This window comes from Methanomassiliicoccales archaeon, assembly GCA_029907465.1.
Lineage (GTDB): Archaea > Thermoplasmatota > Thermoplasmata > Methanomassiliicoccales > JACIVX01 > JACIVX01.
On the sequence record JARYLV010000026.1, the window covers coordinates 1 to 16,181 of the forward strand.

The 16,181-nt window shown below is 47.9% G+C and carries 13 protein-coding genes and 1 pseudogene; 2 read left to right on the plus strand and 12 right to left on the minus strand.

Going from position 1 to position 16,181, the window contains the following annotated elements; all coding sequences use genetic code 11:
• The 12 genes and pseudogenes from QHH00_07795 to QHH00_07850 all read right to left on the minus strand — a co-directional run.
• Positions 1-1,366 (minus strand): CoB--CoM heterodisulfide reductase iron-sulfur subunit A family protein (locus QHH00_07795; protein MDH7509281.1); only part of this gene is annotated, 1,366 nt, incomplete at its 3' end.
• A gap of 369 nt (positions 1,367-1,735) precedes the next feature.
• Positions 1,736-2,140: pseudogene (locus QHH00_07800) on the minus strand (hydrogenase iron-sulfur subunit).
• Entirely contained in the window at positions 2,137-3,978 is a 1,842-nt protein-coding gene (locus QHH00_07805) for a CoB--CoM heterodisulfide reductase iron-sulfur subunit A family protein (GenBank protein ID MDH7509282.1), read from the minus strand. Before QHH00_07805 ends, QHH00_07800 begins: the two are co-directional and overlap by 4 nt.
• Positions 3,975-5,279: a CoB--CoM heterodisulfide reductase iron-sulfur subunit A family protein gene (locus tag QHH00_07810; GenBank protein ID MDH7509283.1), complete on the minus strand. Its 1,305-nt coding sequence runs from the start codon at positions 5,277-5,279 to the stop codon at positions 3,975-3,977. Before QHH00_07810 ends, QHH00_07805 begins: the two co-directional genes overlap by 4 nt.
• A 149-nt stretch (positions 5,280-5,428) precedes the next feature.
• Complete coding sequence (locus tag QHH00_07815; GenBank protein ID MDH7509284.1) at positions 5,429-5,839, minus strand: hypothetical protein; 411 nt, start codon at positions 5,837-5,839, stop codon at positions 5,429-5,431.
• Positions 5,836-6,996, minus strand: coding sequence for a (Fe-S)-binding protein (locus QHH00_07820; protein MDH7509285.1), 1,161 nt, complete (start codon positions 6,994-6,996; stop codon positions 5,836-5,838). Before QHH00_07820 ends, QHH00_07815 begins: the two co-directional genes overlap by 4 nt.
• Entirely contained in the window at positions 6,996-7,412 is a 417-nt protein-coding gene (locus tag QHH00_07825; GenBank protein ID MDH7509286.1) for a hydrogenase iron-sulfur subunit, read from the minus strand. Before QHH00_07825 ends, QHH00_07820 begins: the two co-directional genes overlap by 1 nt.
• Positions 7,409-10,438 carry a CoB--CoM heterodisulfide reductase iron-sulfur subunit A family protein gene (locus tag QHH00_07830; GenBank protein ID MDH7509287.1) on the minus strand — a complete coding sequence of 1,010 codons (3,030 nt, stop codon included), beginning with the start codon at positions 10,436-10,438 and terminating at the stop codon, positions 7,409-7,411. The genes QHH00_07825 and QHH00_07830 overlap by 4 nt, the downstream gene beginning before the upstream one ends.
• Positions 10,438-10,860: a hydrogenase iron-sulfur subunit gene (locus tag QHH00_07835; protein MDH7509288.1), complete on the minus strand. Its 423-nt coding sequence runs from the start codon at positions 10,858-10,860 to the stop codon at positions 10,438-10,440. The genes QHH00_07830 and QHH00_07835 overlap by 1 nt, the downstream gene beginning before the upstream one ends.
• Complete coding sequence (locus QHH00_07840; GenBank protein MDH7509289.1) at positions 10,857-11,819, minus strand: heterodisulfide reductase-related iron-sulfur binding cluster; 963 nt, start codon at positions 11,817-11,819, stop codon at positions 10,857-10,859. Before QHH00_07840 ends, QHH00_07835 begins: the two co-directional genes overlap by 4 nt.
• The gene (locus tag QHH00_07845) at positions 11,797-12,375 is read right to left on the minus strand and encodes a 4Fe-4S dicluster domain-containing protein (protein MDH7509290.1); all 579 of its coding nucleotides are present in this window, start codon (positions 12,373-12,375) and stop codon (positions 11,797-11,799) included. Before QHH00_07845 ends, QHH00_07840 begins: the two co-directional genes overlap by 23 nt.
• Before the next feature lies 1 nt (position 12,376).
• Complete coding sequence (locus QHH00_07850; protein ID MDH7509291.1) at positions 12,377-14,422, minus strand: CoB--CoM heterodisulfide reductase iron-sulfur subunit A family protein; 2,046 nt, start codon at positions 14,420-14,422, stop codon at positions 12,377-12,379.
• 560 nt (positions 14,423-14,982) lie between these two features.
• On the opposite strand from QHH00_07850, the gene QHH00_07855 reads away from it, so the two are divergent.
• Both QHH00_07855 and QHH00_07860 read left to right on the plus strand, forming a co-directional pair.
• Positions 14,983-15,786, plus strand: a complete 804-nt coding sequence (locus tag QHH00_07855; GenBank protein MDH7509292.1) for a zinc-ribbon domain-containing protein — start codon at positions 14,983-14,985, stop codon at positions 15,784-15,786.
• A gap of 91 nt (positions 15,787-15,877) precedes the next feature.
• A partial coding sequence (locus QHH00_07860) for a cell division protein FtsZ (protein MDH7509293.1) occupies positions 15,878-16,181 on the plus strand: 304 nt, incomplete at its 3' end.

Genomic DNA, 16,181 nt, shown 5'->3' on the forward strand with positions numbered 1-16,181 from the left:
GGCAAACAAAGACACCGATCCTAGGCTCCTGGCCGGTGACGTCAATCTCTGGCGGATACTCTTTGACGGTCACGAGTGTATTTCTTGCGCTACTGATGAGCGATGCCGCCTTTGCCGCAGCGCCCGACGCCTCGGCGACTGTCGTTGGAATGTCCTTCGGTGAGACGAAGGATCCGCTGACGAAAATTCCGGGTCTTGATGTGGAAAGCGGGTTGTAAGTGTCGGTTTCGCAGAATCCATGTTTGTTGAGCTTGAAGTTGAGTCGTCTGCTCAGTTTCTCGGCATCAGCGCATGGTGTTAGTCCAACAGAGAGAACAACGAGGTCAAATTCCTCACTAATTGTATTTCCATTCTCGCTGTATCTGACAATAAGATTCTTCGTGGCGGGGTCTTCCTCAATTGATGCAACCCTGGCTGCGCGATGAATCTTGATGCCGTACTCATTCTCTGCCCTCTCCCTGTAATTCTCGAATTCCTTCCCGACAGCTCTGATATCCATGAAAAAGATGTGAGATTCAAGGTTTTCAGAGTGCTCACCAGCAATGATTGCTTCCTTAATCGCGTACATGCAGCAGACTGAGGAGCAGTAGGTTCGGCCGACTTTTTCGTCCCTCGATCCTACGCATTGGACAAAAGCAATCTTCCTCGGAACTTCGCCATCAGAGGGTCTCATAACTGTACCCATGTACGGACCAGAAGCACTCAGCATACGCTCAAATTCGATGCTCGTCACAACGTTTTTGTAAACCCCGTATCCGTATTCCTTCTTTAACGTGGCGTCGAATTCTTCAAAGCCTGGTGAGAGAATGATCGACCCGACCGAGATTTCCAAAGCCTCATCCGATTTGTCATAAACTACGGCTTTTGCTCTGCACTCCTCGGCGCAAACACCGCACCCGATACATACATTCTTGTCGATGCTGTAGACGAGTGGCACCGCCTGGGGGTACATAACATATATCGCTTTCCTTTTTTTCATTTTCTCGTTGTATTCATCGTAGGTTTCAACGGGGCATTTCTGAGCACACACGCCGCACCCAGTGCATTTCGTTTCATCAACTCTTAAAGTTCTTTTCTTCAGAGTGACTCTGAAATCACCTGGCACCCCATCGATCATCTCAACATCCGCATTGCAGATGAGTTCGATGTTGTGGTGCCGGCCTGCCGCGACGAGTTTGGGAGCGAGAATGCACATCGAACAATCGTTCGTCGGAAAAGTCTTGTCGAGCTGGGCCATTGTTCCACCGATGCTTGGCTTCTTCTCGACAAGATATACTTTGAACCCTGAGTCGGCGAGATCGAGTGCAGCTTGAACACCTGAAATTCCACCCCCGACGACCATCACGGCTCCTACGGGTGTTGCCATTTACTCACCTCCAACAAGAATCGCCCTGTATTTGGGCGAGGATCCTTCGATTCCGCTCAACGCTATAAGATTCTGAGATCTCAGAACAACGACGTGATCAAGTGTCGTGTCTGGCGTCTCCCCAATTGCCTCCGCAAGTTCTTTTACGGATAGTGGTTTGCGCTTTGTCAACTCCAGAATAAGGCTTCTTTTGAATTCTGCCTGCGCAGCAGACTTGAGTAATGCATCCATCTTTTCTTGATCGATTCTCTCTCCGTAGACATTACCCTCAGTGGTCAGCTTGAGTTCCTTCCCTGAGAGCAGCTTGACCCTAAAGATTTTTGATGCTTGGATCGCTGCGGATAGCCTCGTCATCAGTTCCTCATTGTTTTTGACAGGTGACGGACCTATCTCTTTTATCTGCCTGACAAAATCTGTAACAACATTGGCAAATTTCTCGCCCTCAGAGGCGGAAACCCATTCGAGTCTCAAACGCTCAGGCTCAATGCCCGCAAGTGCGAGAAGTTCCTTTGTGAGTTTTACTCTTCTTTCTGTGTAATAATTCCCGGTGATATAGTGACAATCTCCGATATGACATCCGCCGACCATGACCCCATCGGCTCCAGCCTTGAAAACCTCAAGAATGATGTGTGGACTAACCCTCGTGCTGCACATGACCCTGACGATTCGGATATTAGGCGGGTATTGATATCGACTGACGCCTGCGAGGTCTGCGCCTGCATACGAACACCAATTGCAAAGGAATCCCAAGATCTTCGGCTCGAAGTCGTTCATTCGATCACCTCCTGAAGTGCAGCTTTTGCTTCTGCAATCAGCTGCATGTCTGTGTAGTGTGAGAGGTCGATTGCGCCCTCAGGGCATGTTGCACCGCAACATCCACATCCCTTGCAAGCGGCCACGATTACTTCCGCAATCCCATCCTTGTTCTTCTGAATGGCCTTGTATGGACACACTTCGATACATGTACCACAGCCGGTACACACCGTCGGATTGACTTTTGCCGTTAGGGCTTCCGTCTGGACAAATCCCCTCGCGAGTGGTATTGTGGCTCGTGAGGCAGCGGCTTGCGCTTGGAACACGCATTCAGTTATGTCTGCAGGTCCTTTCGCTGTGCCACAAACGAAGATACCATCTGTTGCAAAATCAACTGGGCGGAGCTTAACATGTGCCTCCAGGAAGAATCCATCTTGTCCTAGTGGCACTTTTAGCATCTTTGAGAGTTCCTTTGCATCAGGGTTATTTACAAGAGGTGTTGATAGAACAATCATGTCGACGGCCATCTTTCTTTGCATCTTTAATGTATCATGCCAGTAATCAATGACGAGTTTGTCCCCTTCCTTGTAAACCTTCGGCTTGTTTTCTGGCGTGTATCTCACAAATCTCACATGTTTTTCCCTGCTCCTGTTATAGTTGAGTTCGTGTTCGACACCGTATGCCATGATATCTCTGTTAAATATCGTAACTTCGATTTTACCTGCGGTTGGTGTGGGTGCCTCCTCCTCTTCCTCTCCACGCTCCCTCCGTCCTCTTCTCCTCCTTCTCCTTTCAAGGATCTCATCTGGCGCTTTCATGTCAACAGGTACTTTTTCAACAATTTCACCCGTCTCAAGACCGAGCATATTCTGATAATTCTCAACGACGTTGAGAGCGTTCTTGATTGCGACATTGCAACAGATTCTTGAACAGTATGACTTGTCTTGACCCCTCGAACCGACACACTGGATGAATGCTATACTGTTGATTTTCGGTAGAGCTTTTTTCTTGCAAAGAATTTCAAACTCCGTTAGGGTCACGACGTTTTCATAGAGATCATATCCATACAGTCCTTCTGGTATGTACTCGATTGCGCCCGTTGCGACGATGATGACGCCAACCTTGTCCTTTATCTCCTTCCCATTTGCATCGATCACGATGTTGTAATTACCGATGAACCCTTCGACTGATACAAGCCTTGAATTGAGACATTTAATGATGTTGGCATTCGCCATTACCTTGTCGATGAGTGGTTTTATCGTCTCCATCGCATCCTTGCCGCCAAGGTATAGGTTATTCAAGTTTCGCACGAAACCTCCAAATTCACTCTCCTTTTCCACCAGGTACACAGGGAAACCCTGCTGTGCGATAGAGAGTGCGGCAACCATGCCTGAGACGCCCCCTCCGATGACAAGCGCCTTCGGTTCGACTTCGATCTTTGCCTCTTCCTGAGGTTGCAGAAGCCTGACTCTTGCGACCCCCGCTCTCACCAGGTCTTTCGCTTTTTGTGTCGCTTTCTCCTTTTCTTTCATATGGACCCATGAACAATGCTCTCTGAGGTTTACGAACGTGAAGAGGTATTTGTTTAGACCAGCTTCCTCGCACACACCCTGGAAAAGAGGCGCATGCGTCCTCGGTGTGCAAGACGCAACGACGACACGGTTGAGTCTGTGTTCTTTTATCGCGTCCCTGATCGATGCTAGACCGTCTTCAGCGCAAGTATACAAATTGTTTGTCGCGAAGACTACACCAGGAAGTGTTTTTGCATATTCGACGACGGCGGGAACGTCCACAAAGCCGCCGATGTTCGTTCCACAATGACATATAAACACACCGATTCTCACAGGTTCTTCATTCATGCGAACACCCTCGACTCGAGAAGCACTTCAGCGGCCTTTGCCGCTGCGGCCGATCCCTGCGCAACCGATTCCGGAATATCGGCTGGTCCAGCGCAGTATCCAGCAATAAAAATACCTGGCACATTCGTCTCGACAGGTGCTAGTATTCGATCTTTCGATTTAATAAATCCGAATTCATCAAGGGTTAGTCCCAAGACTTTCGCGAGTTCGGCAGTCCCCGGCCTCGGAACGAGTGTCGTCGCTAAGACAACCATATCGAATGCCCTGCGCTCAGGTCGCCCAGCGACATCATAAGAAACAATGGGATCGTGATTCTCCGTTTCTTCCTGCACTGTGCCGTCGGAATTGATGTATTCAACACCATAATCCGTCTTTGCCCTCACCACGTACTCGTAGAAGCCCTTTGCACATGACCTCATATCTTTATAGAAAATTGTTGCTTTGATCTCCTCATCGTGTTCCTTTGCCAGCATCGCCTCCTTGGTTGAGTGCATGCAACAGACAGCGCAGCAGTATGGGTGGTTCAACTGCACATTTCTGGAACCAACGCATTGGATGAACGCGATTTTCTTAGGCCCTTTCCCATCCGACCGCCTTTTGATATGGCCTCCAGTGGGACCAGCGGCATTGATCATCCTCTCATATTCCATCGCAGTGAAAACATTCGGGAATCTCCCGTAGCCATATTCAGACGCGATCTTTGGATCCCAGACGTCGAAGCCGGTTGCGACGATGATTGCGCCTACTTCCAGTTCAATAAGTTGATCTTTCATGTCGTAATCGATTGCATCCCTTTTGCAGACCTTCTTACATACACCGCATTTGCCTTCAGTTAGGTACTTGCAGTGGTTTCTGTCGATTGTTGCAACCCTCGGAACAGCCTGCAGAAACGGCATGTAGATCGCCCTTCGTGTTGTGAGACCCATTTCGAACTCGTTCGGAATGTCCTTAGTGGGGCACTTCTGAAAACACTCACCACAACCGGTGCACTTATCTTCATCAACATAACGTGCCTTCTTCAGCACCTTAACCCTGAAATGGCCCTTGCTACCCTCCAGACCGACGACTTCGGAATAAGTCAAAACATTAATGTTTGGGTGTCCGTAGCAGTCAGCCATCTTTGGCGCAAGAATGCATATGGAACAGTCGTTCGTTGGGAAAGTCTTGTCGAGCTGAGCCATTCGCCCCCCTATGCTGGGCTCTTTCTCGACAAGATGTACGATCACACCTTTGTCCGCCAGATCCAGAGACGCTTGTATGCCGGCGACACCTCCACCGATCACCAATACAGCCCTTTCCAAATCAATTCCCTCCGTTCTCTCTTATTTTCTCACACAAGTTTGAATTAAGACCTTTACGGTGGTCTTTTCCAAAGAAATCGAAATTTGACGATGAATATCCGCACAGTTCGAGCGACTCCCTAAACCTAACACCAGCGGTCATGCTGTCCCTAACCCCCGCCAGAGACATCATTTTGAGCCCCACTCAGCAGGTCTTTTCTTCTATCGACCAACAGATCCTTAAGTCCATTATCCCCTGACAATTCGACCACCCTCATCTTGAACGATTTTTTCTTAACGACTTCCCTTTCAAATCTCTGGCAATTTGGGTATGTGCAGGGTTGACACTTGCGCTCTGCACATGATAACTCGAGTAGAACATACCTTTGTCTCATTTTATCTGGTTCGGGTGCCGGTACTGATTCAAAAACTCGACTCGATATAACCTTTCCCTTTCCTTTTTCGCGGACAAAGCGCTGACAATTAGGATAGGTGCATGGGTTGCATTTTCTTTCGGCGCACGAGAGTTCGATCATCAAGTACCTGTTCTCTGGCTGGGGCGGATTGCTGTCGGCCATCATCGGTCACCTCCTCTCTGCAGCTGCTCGGCGAGGACGTTCCCGAATTCCCTCACGAGTATTTTCACCTTTTCATGAGGAACCGGAAGTTTTGGACTTTTTAGCAAGCAATTGAAATGAATCACGCATTTGGGGCAGAAGGTGAGCATCGTATCTGCTCCCGTTGCCGCCGCCTCGAGAAGTCGATCTAATTGCAGTTTTTGCGAGACTTCCCCGCAATTCGCAAATGCATTGACGCCGCAACAACCTGCCTTCTCCCTATTATTTTGCATTTCGATGAGCTCCATTCCTAGTGCACTGATGAGCTCCCGTGGCGGGTCATAGATACCGAGATGTCTTCCTAATCTGCATGAATCTTGGTAGGTAACTTTTTCTCCTTTCGGGTCGAAATTCAGTTTTCCGTTGTCAATGAGGTCAAGTAAATACTCAGACACGTGAACGAGTTCAAAGTCAAAATCACCAAGAAAGTCCTGGTAGTCGATTTCAAAGGTTCTCAGGCATTCAGGACATGAGAAAACGACTGTTTTGGCACCAGAGTTGCGGATCACTTCGACATTTTTATCCATTAACTTGAGCATCGTATCCTCATCACCTGCCCAGAGTAAATCGTGGCCACAACAGACCTCGTCGTTGCTTACAACCGGCTCGATCCCTGCGGCATTGAGCATCCTGACATAGCTACCTGGCGTATTCCTTAACTCGCCCGCCTTGTCGGAGAACAGTGTTCCCAGATGAACAGCGCAACCTGTGAAATAGAAAACGTCACCCTTTTCCTTGATTTTCATCTCAGGGGTAACCCATTTCAGTCTGTTCTGTCTGTTCCCTCTTGCCATGAGCCTCTGGTAGGTGTGCACCGCACCAGATTGAGAACAATCAGGCAAGTTTCCTGCCTTCATCGCTCTTGTTCTCAGTCCCAGTATGAACCCTGAATAGTTCACCTCGTAGGGACACATATCGTTGCACATTTCACATGTGATGCAGGACCATATGTCTCTATCCCTGCTCAAGCTGTCTGAAACACCTTCGAGCGCTCTCAGTACAATCAGGCGTGGAGCAAACTTTGGATTGATGCGGGCGACTGGACAGACAGACGTGCATTTGCCGCATTCAACACAGTCATGTGCTCCTGTCTCCTCGATCAGTTCATCCAGTTCACCCATCACTTCACCTCTTTAAAAGGACTTGGACCGAGTTGTCTCAACTCTTCTGTAAATGAACGCATCGTCTCAGCGAATTTCGCGCCTTCCGAAGCCGAAATCCATTCGAGCCTCAGTCTTTTCCTGTCGATTCCCAGGAGCTCCAGCAGTTCGCTTGTAATTTTGACTTTTTCTTGGCACTTCTCATTACCAGAAATATAGTGGCAATCCCCGATATGGCAACCAGCAACGAGAACTCCGTCCGCGCCGAGTTCAAACGCCCTAAGGATGAATTGCGGTTCTACCCTCCCAGAACACATAACCCTGATGATCTTTGCATTGGGCGGGTATTGATATCGACTGACGCCTGCGAGGTCTGCGCCTGCATACGAACACCAGTTGCAGCAGAATGCGATGATCTGTGGTTCGAAACTGTTCACACAACCCCCTCCCTCAACGCGGCTTCTACCATCGTCAAAATCTGCTCGTCAGTGAAGTGCTTTGTCGTGATCGCGCCAGTGCAGCAAGCGACAGCACATGCGCCACAGCCTTTGCAGAGTGCGGGGTTGATATAGGCTTTTAAAACGCCCGGTGCAACTTCCCTGACCGTGGCAGCTGAGAACTCGCAAACCTCTTCACATCGACCGCATCCGCGGCATTTCGCCTCATCGACGCAGGAGACCACTGCTTCAGCTTCAAGTTCATCTTTCGAAAGAACTGTTATGGCTCTTGCAGCAGCCCCGCACGCCTGTGAGATGCTTTCCTCAATGAGTTTAGGCCAGTGGGCGAGGCCAGCGAGGAAAACACCCTCTGTTGCGAAATCTACGGGTCGCAGTTTCATATGGGCTTCTAAGAAGTAGCCGTCCTTGGTCAACGGCACCTTGAGCATCTTGGCGAGACGCTCGTTATCGGGATTTGGCCTCACTGCAGCGTTCAGCACAACCAGATCAGGATGGATGACGAAGTCTTCCATCAGGAATTGATCCTTGACGGTCAATTCCAATTGCCCGTTTGTCTCTTTCAAAACTGGTGGATCGTCCTCCCCGTATCGAAGGAAAACAACGCCGAGGCGTGCGGCTTCTGTGTAGTAGGCTTCTTTGAACCCATAAGTTCGGATATCCTTGTATAGGATGTAAACGGTCGTTTCGGGATGCCTCCGTTTGAGTTCGATTGCGTTTGCGATCGATGTAAAACAGCAAATCCTGCTACAATTCGGAAATTCGCGATTTCTTGAGCCGACGCATTGAATAATTGCCACCGTTTTTGCACTAAGATTGTCTTCCTCGAGCATCTTGCCAAATTGAGTCTGCGTCACTACGCGAGACGATACGCCATAAAGATATTCTTCCGGACGGTATTCGACACCTCCCGTTGCAACAATAATGACGCCATGTTCAATCTTCTCGCCACTAGAAAGTGTCGTGGTAAAATTGCCGACATACCCAGAAATGTCTTCCACTGTCGTTGCGAGATGAGTTTTGATGAGAGGATTCTCACTCACTTTCTTAATAATCTCGTTCAATATCTCTCTCGGATCTGAACCCGTAATCAAATATCTGATCCGTCTGAGATTGCCCCCCAATTCTTTTTCCTTCTCTACTATGTGAACGGGGTAGCCCTGTGCCGCGATCTCGAGAGCTGCGGTCATTCCGGCGAGCCCACCTCCGATCACGAGCGCAGCTTTCTTGACTGGGACTTTTTGAGTGGGAAGCGGACTTAAAAGCGCCGCCCTCATAACCGACATTCTTACCAAATCTTTCGCCTTTTTCGTCGCTTTTTCTTTTTCCTTCATATGAACCCATGAACACTGGTCTCGGATGTTCGCCATTTCAAAGAGGTAGGGATTAAGCCCCGCCTCCCTTAGTGTGTTACGGAAGAGCGGTTCATGTGTTCTCGGTGTGCAAGATGCGACAACAACACGGTTGAGTTTGTACTCCTTGATCTTCTCTTTGATTCGCTCCTGCGTATCTGATGAACACGTATAGAGGTTGTCCTCAGCATAAACGACCCCTGGAAGCGTTCTTGCATATGCCGTCACTGCCGGGACGTCTATAATTCCACCGATGTTGATACCGCAGTGGCAAACAAAGACACCGATCCTTGGCTCCTGGCCGGTAACATCAATTTCTTCTGGATACTCTCCCACGCTGACCAGTGTTCCTCGTGCGGTGCTTAATAGTGAACCAACCTTTGCGGCGACCCCACTCCCTTGTGCGACAGTGTCAGGGATATCTTTTGGTGAAGAAAATGTGCCGCAGACAAAAATTCCCGGGACATTTGTCTCGAGTGGAGAAAAGTCCGATGTCCAGCAATAACCGAATTCATTGAGCTTAATTCCGAGTTTCTTGCAAAGACGATGCGCATCATCGGACGGTATCATCCCAACCGACAAGACAACGAGGTCGAAAGTCTCCTCGACAAGCTCATCTTTCAGGTCTTCCGTTTCCCTATAGTACCTGATAATAAGGTTCCCGGTAGCGTGGTCTTCCTCAATTCCGGCAACTCGCGTGTTTCTCGATATCTTGATGCCGTATTCCTCCTCAGCCCTTATTCTGTACTCTTCGAACTCTTTGCCGAAGGCCCTCACGTCCATGAAGAAAATATGGCATCGGATATCTGGCTCGTGCTCTTGTGCAATGATCGCCTCTTTCAGTGCCGCCATACAGCAGATCGATGAGCAATATCCGTGGCCGAGTTGTGCATCGCGCGACCCAACGCATTGAATAAAGGCAATTCTTTTTGGAATATCTCCATCAGATGGTCGGATGATATGGCCTCCAGTTGGGCCCGAGGCACTGAGCATACGCTCAAATTCTGAATTCGTGATCACATTAGGAAAAATCCCGTAACCGTATTCTCTCTTCTTGAAGGCCTTGAACTTATCAAAGCCCATGCTCAAGACGATTGCGCCGACGTCGATCACCCTCGACTCCTCGTCATATGGTTTAAACTCAATCGCCTGCGCGCTACAGACCTTCTGACATTCGCCACATCCGATACACATGCCCTTTTCGATAGTGTAGACAAGGGGAACAGCCTGAGGGAAGGGGACATAGATCGCTTTCCTGGGAGCCAGGTTTTCGTCGAACCAATTTGGTCCTTCGATCGGACAGTGCTCTGCGCAGATCCCACACCCTGTACATTTCTGAGGGTCGATGTATGGGTAATGTTTAGTCACGGTCACTTTGAAGTGGCCTGCTCGCCCCTCAACTTTTGTGATTTCGGCATTGCTGATGATTTCGATATTACGATGCCTACCAGCTGAGACAAGCTTTGGAGCCATAATGCACATCGAACAATCGTTCGTCGGAAAAGTCTTGTCGAGCTGGGCCATTGTTCCACCAATGCTCGGGCTTGAATCCACCAGGTAGACCTTAAATCCTGAATCAGCGAGATCGAGGGCGGCCTGCACACCACCTATGCCACCACCGATGACGAGTGCCGCTCCAACTATTTCCTCTGGCATCAGAAAATCCCTCCCTTAAGCGGCGTCGGGCCAATTTTCCTCAATTCTTCAACCATTTCCCTGCATATCTTCGCGAATTTGTCTGGCTCTGATCCCGCGATCCATTCAAGTCTCAAACGTTTCGGGTCAAGTCCTATCATTGGCATGATATCTTGGAGGAATTCCATTCTATAGGCAGCTTTCTCGTTTCCAGTCACGTAAAAACATCCTCTGGGATGACAGCCTGCGACAAGTACTCCATCTGCGCCATGTCTGAATGCTTGCAATACGAAAACCGGGTCGATCCTTCCAGTGCACATAACTTTGATGATTCTAACATTAGGTGGATACTGCAGTCTAGACGTACCTGCGAGGTCCGCGGCCGCGTATGAACACCAGTTACAGCAGAAAGCGATGATGCGCGGTTCGTATTGCTCTGTCATTTTGTCCCCCCATATTTTGAAATAATCTTATCGGCCTGAACCTCATGTGCTTCAAGACCAAGGTATTGTGGCTCGGCCCCCATGGCGAGTGCGATAAGTTGAGCGACGTGGAAAACAGGTATATGCGTCAACTCAAGTCGTCCCTGCACCGTATCGAGCTGGAGGAGACAATATGGGCAGGGCGTTACAATAAGGTCTGCGCCAACTTCACTGATATTCATTAACTTATCTTTTGAAATTGCAGTTGCTAGATCAACAACATACGATCTGACACCGCCCCCTGCCCCGCAACAGTCAAGTTTGTTTTCGTAATTGACCGATTCAGCGCCTAGCGATTCGACGATCTCATCGACCATTATCGGATTAACAGGGTCTTCGATACACTCTCTTTCCGTTGGACGGAGGTAGTGACACCCATAATGAACAGCGACCTTCAATCCTTTAAGGGGGTTCACGACGGCAGACCTTATTGATTCAAGCCCAATATCATTGTATAAAACATCAATGAAGTGCCTAACCTTGATGGGGTCCAGGACCCTGCGGCCTTCGGGTGTCACTCTCGGAATCCCCGTATACTTCATGAGCACATTCTTGAGAATTCTATTGATCACTCCGAGTTTTTTCGGATCGGACAACTGCTCGGTGGCCATTAAAAAGGATGAAAAACAGCCGTTGCAGAAAGTGACAAGTTCTTGTTTTCGGTCCTGCGCGATGCATAGGTTCCTTGCAGCTATGGCGAGCCACGTCTCTTTGTCAGACGAGTAGAAGATGCCAGGAACAGGGCAGCACGTCGCTTGCGGCATCTCGCTGAAAAGTTGGCTGCACCCTAGCTTTTCGAGGATAATCTTGATCGATCGCTCAATGCCAGGATACCTGTTTGGTATGAGGCACCCGTAGAACAATCCATATTTAGCAACCGTTCTTGCATCCTTCGTATCAATCACCCAGATCGATGCCAATGAGCTTGTCGTAACCAGTTGCTTTCATAATCGTTTTGAGGTCCATGATCGCTTTAGACCGGTATCGTTCGTCAAATGGTTTCTCGTTCAATCCAATCTTTTTCCTCAAATTCAAAATCTCATCTGATATTTCGACCGCCTGGCCAAGATTTGCCACATTATTTGATATGGAAACGACGAATGGCGGTGGGCCGAGTTCTCGGACAACGATATGCCTTAGGGCAACAATCAACTCCGCTGGGTTCATGCCAGCGGGGCAGTGTTCATAACAGCGATGACATGTTGCGCAAACCCATGGAGTTGATAAAACCTTCTCCTTTAATCCCATCTGGCACATTTTTATAATATTCCTAATCTTATTTTCTGTTTTCAACGAAACGGGGCAGACACCTGTGCAGTTTCCACACTGAAGGCAAACCTGTACATCGCCACCGCCCATCTCAATAATGGCCTTAATGAAGTCGCGGTTGCATTCCTCGTCGACAATTGGTACTTCCTCCAGCAGTCTTTCTCTTTCACTGGTAATGAATTCTTTTCTTGCCCGACCCATAGCCATATCACTCTGCCTCCAATGCCGCTTTTATTTCGCTAAAGATCTGATCATCAGTGAATTGTCGAGCATGGATCGCCTTTGCAGGGCACGAGACGACGCAAGTTCCGCATCCTTTGCACAGGGCTTCTGTTATCTTCATTTTCACTCCGCTTTCTGTCAAAACAGGAGTTGGGGCGCCATAAGGACATATATCGACGCAGAGCCCGCATCCTATGCATTTATCTGTTTCTATAAATGCGTTCAGCGATTCCGCTTTTGCAACTTTTTTCGAGAGAAGTACGGCCACTTCAAGCGCCGCTGCTCTTGCTTGAGCCATCGACTCCGGAACATCCTTTGGCCCCTGTGCGCAACCGCAGACAAAAATGCCCTCCATTGATGTCTCCACCGGCTTCATCCTTGTATGCGCCTCTTGTATGAATCCATCTGGGCTTGTTCTCAATCGGAGCATTGATGCAAGCTCCTGGGTACCCTCGGACGGGACCAACGATACGGAGAGGACGACGAGGTCATACATCCTTTCTGTAATTTTGTTGAGGAGGGTTTCTTCAGCTCTTACAATGAGATTCTTCGTTTCCTTGTCTTCGATGATTCTGGCAGGCCTGCCACGTGTATACTCAACCCCATAATCTTCTCTTGTTCTGTGGAAAAACTCTTCCACACCCTTTCCCACGGCCCTTATATCGATGTAATACACTGTGATGTCAGTGTCCGGGTGAACTTCTTTGATCGCCTGGGCATTTTTCATCGTATACATGCAGCAGACTTTAGAACAATACCCTGCGTTGATCTTCCTGTTCCTCGACCCAACACATTGGATGAATGCGATTTTCTTCGGTATCTTCCCATCAGATGGCCTGATAACGATTCCACCCGTTGGACCTGCTTTATCGAGCATCCGCTCGAGTTCCATGATTGTTATGACATTATCGTATTCATGATATCCGAGATACCCATGAATCCGTGGTTTATATGGTTCGAAGCCAGTCGCGACGATGATAGCACCTACCTCGAGATTGATTTCTTGCTCTCGATCTTCAAAATTCGGTGCTTCAAACTCGCAAGCTTCGACGCATGCTGAACATTCCTGACCATTTAAACGAAGGCATGCCTCCTTATCGATCACGTATTTCCTTGGAATTGCCTGCTGGTAAGGCATAAAAATCGCTTTTCTTTCTGAAAGTCCGTAATCATATTCGTTCTTCTTGACAACTGGGCAAACGACAGCACAATTGCCACATCCCACGCACTTTTTTTCATCCACAAACCGTGGTTTTTTCAGGACTTTGACTTTGAAGTTTCCAACATGTCCTATGATCTCTTTAACCTCGGATAGCAAAAGGATATTGATATTTGGATGTGTAATGACATCATTCAACTTCGGCATGATCGTGCAGCCCGAACAATCGCACGCTGGAAAAGTTCCAAATCTAAAGTTGAGCGACTGAGGTTTTCCTGGCGCCTCGTGACACCACAGCAGGCAGGTAAACATGGTCGCCATGTTTCCCCCGAGCATCGGTTTCTTCTCGACGAGATGCACCTTAAAACCCAGTTCCGCAAGTTTGTATGCCGCTTCAACACCAGCAACTCCTCCCCCGATGACGAGCACCTCTTGTTTCAACTCAACGTCGACGCCCTCTGCGGGTACCAGTGTTTTCGCTCGGCTCACGCCCATCTTAACGAGATTCTTTGCTTTTTCCGTCGCTTTGAATGGCTCGTTTGCATGAACCCATGAACATTGTTCTCGAATATTTGCAACATGCAACATGTTTCTGTTTAATCCAGCTTTCTCAATATTATCTCGAAAAATCTTCTCACATATTCTCGGCGTACAAGCTGCGACAACCACGGATGTGATATTCGATTTTCTAATTTCCTCTCTCATCTGCATTAGACCATCTGGAGAGCAGAGGTAATCGTTGCAGATAGAAAGAGTCACTCCAGGCAATTGAGACGCATAACTCTTGACGTTTTCACAGTCAACAACGCTATTGATATTTGCACCGCACTTGCAGATGAACACGCCCACTTTGGCACCTGTTTGCAAGTTCACATCATTCGCCCCCGAGGTCTCCTCCTGCTTCAAAAAGCAGACACGATTCTTGCGACCGATCTCTTCTCTGATGTGTTCTCAATCTCTCGGGTTTGTAGAGTAAAGGCTTAGTGTATTTTAACATTATGGCATTTCACCTCGAGTGCTTCGAAAGACCGAAATCAACGATGGTTAATATATTTTACGACAATCGTTGAATGAGATCCTTCTCCGTTCGAAAGAGTGTTTTGACATCCGAAAAAAATTTTGGAAGTAACTTTGTATTATCGTATTAATCTTAATTTTCGTAATACCGGTACTTTTGACTTTTTCTAACATATATCGATTATTGTCGAAGCAGATATTTTAGGTGGATATCATCAAACCTGTAATAAAATTTAGAGAATGGGTATAATCTCCGGATTACGGGCCGATCGCTATATCTCGCCAATGATAAGATGAGATTGGACTGCGACTGAGAACAATCACACAAACCTTTGAGATGCGGTTTTCAAAACTGATAATCAGTAGATATAATCATGGAAGAACAGATTTAATTTGAATAGATAGTCTTCGTTTTTGTGACTATCTCGGTCCTTCTTGTCATCGTGGCGGTTGCTCCAGCATTGCTAATCCTTTTCTACATGGTCAAATTAAGAATCTTCGAGCCAATAGGTCTCACATCGAAAATAAAAGGATCATTACACGATTTCTATGCCACGTTAAGGCAAGCACCGAAGTCAACTCGACCAAAAGTACAGATCCGGGGCTCCAAGAATAAGTCTCTCGTATGTCAGATTTGCCTCGGGATGATAAAAGATGGACTAGACTATGCGGTCTGTGCTTGTGGGAAGATATTTCATTTGGTCTGTATCCAGCGCACTGGGTTCTGCCCCTATTGTGAAGAAATATTTTCGGATAATAATCCAAAATGGAAGCTTATTTCGAATGAAGGACGAGCATTGTTTTATGTGGGTAACAAGACTGATAGCCAGTTGGTCGATTCGTTCAGGTGTCCAATTTGTGGTGCTCACAATCCTTTAACCAGCGACTCCTGCAAATGTGGTGCGATTTTTGTACACGAAGGGGAGATATTCCTCTGCCCTTCTTGCGGAGCATATGTTCGAGAGCAAGACGAGAGGTGTTCGAATTGCGGTGAGCTCTTCGAGAGATATGAACTTGATATCTGCCCGTTTTGTGGAGCAACCATCGAGAATGCAGATGCATGTGATAAGTGTGGAACGGTCTTCGGTAATAAATGCCCCGAATGCGGCCACGAGTTAGAACCCGAAGAGTCTATCTGCATGTACTGCGGAACGGTCTTTGAATTGATTCAACCTACTGCGTCGCTGCATTCTAGTGTAGCTGATCTAAGGCACGACTAAACACTTCGGAACATATTGAAGTTCCTATACAAGGTGCCATAAACGGATTTAAATACTGGCATTTAGATAAAGTCAATAGGATGGGTGCACGATGAAATCTATTTTGGATAGGGTTCTGGAAACGGATGAGGGAAGATCTACAGCAACAGATGATAAGCCAGTTTCCATTCGTCAACCAACTGCAGATGACGAAGAGCTAAGGCGAATCGTCGAGACTTTGAGAATTAAAATTGCAATCATTGGTTGTGGCGGTGGTGGTTCGAATACAATAAGGCGGCTATATCAAGCAGGTATCATAGGGGCTACCTTGGTAGCGGCGAACAGCGATGCAAAACATCTATTATCTATCGCGGCACCGAACAAAGTTCTTCTAGGGCGGAACCTGACGAGAGGTC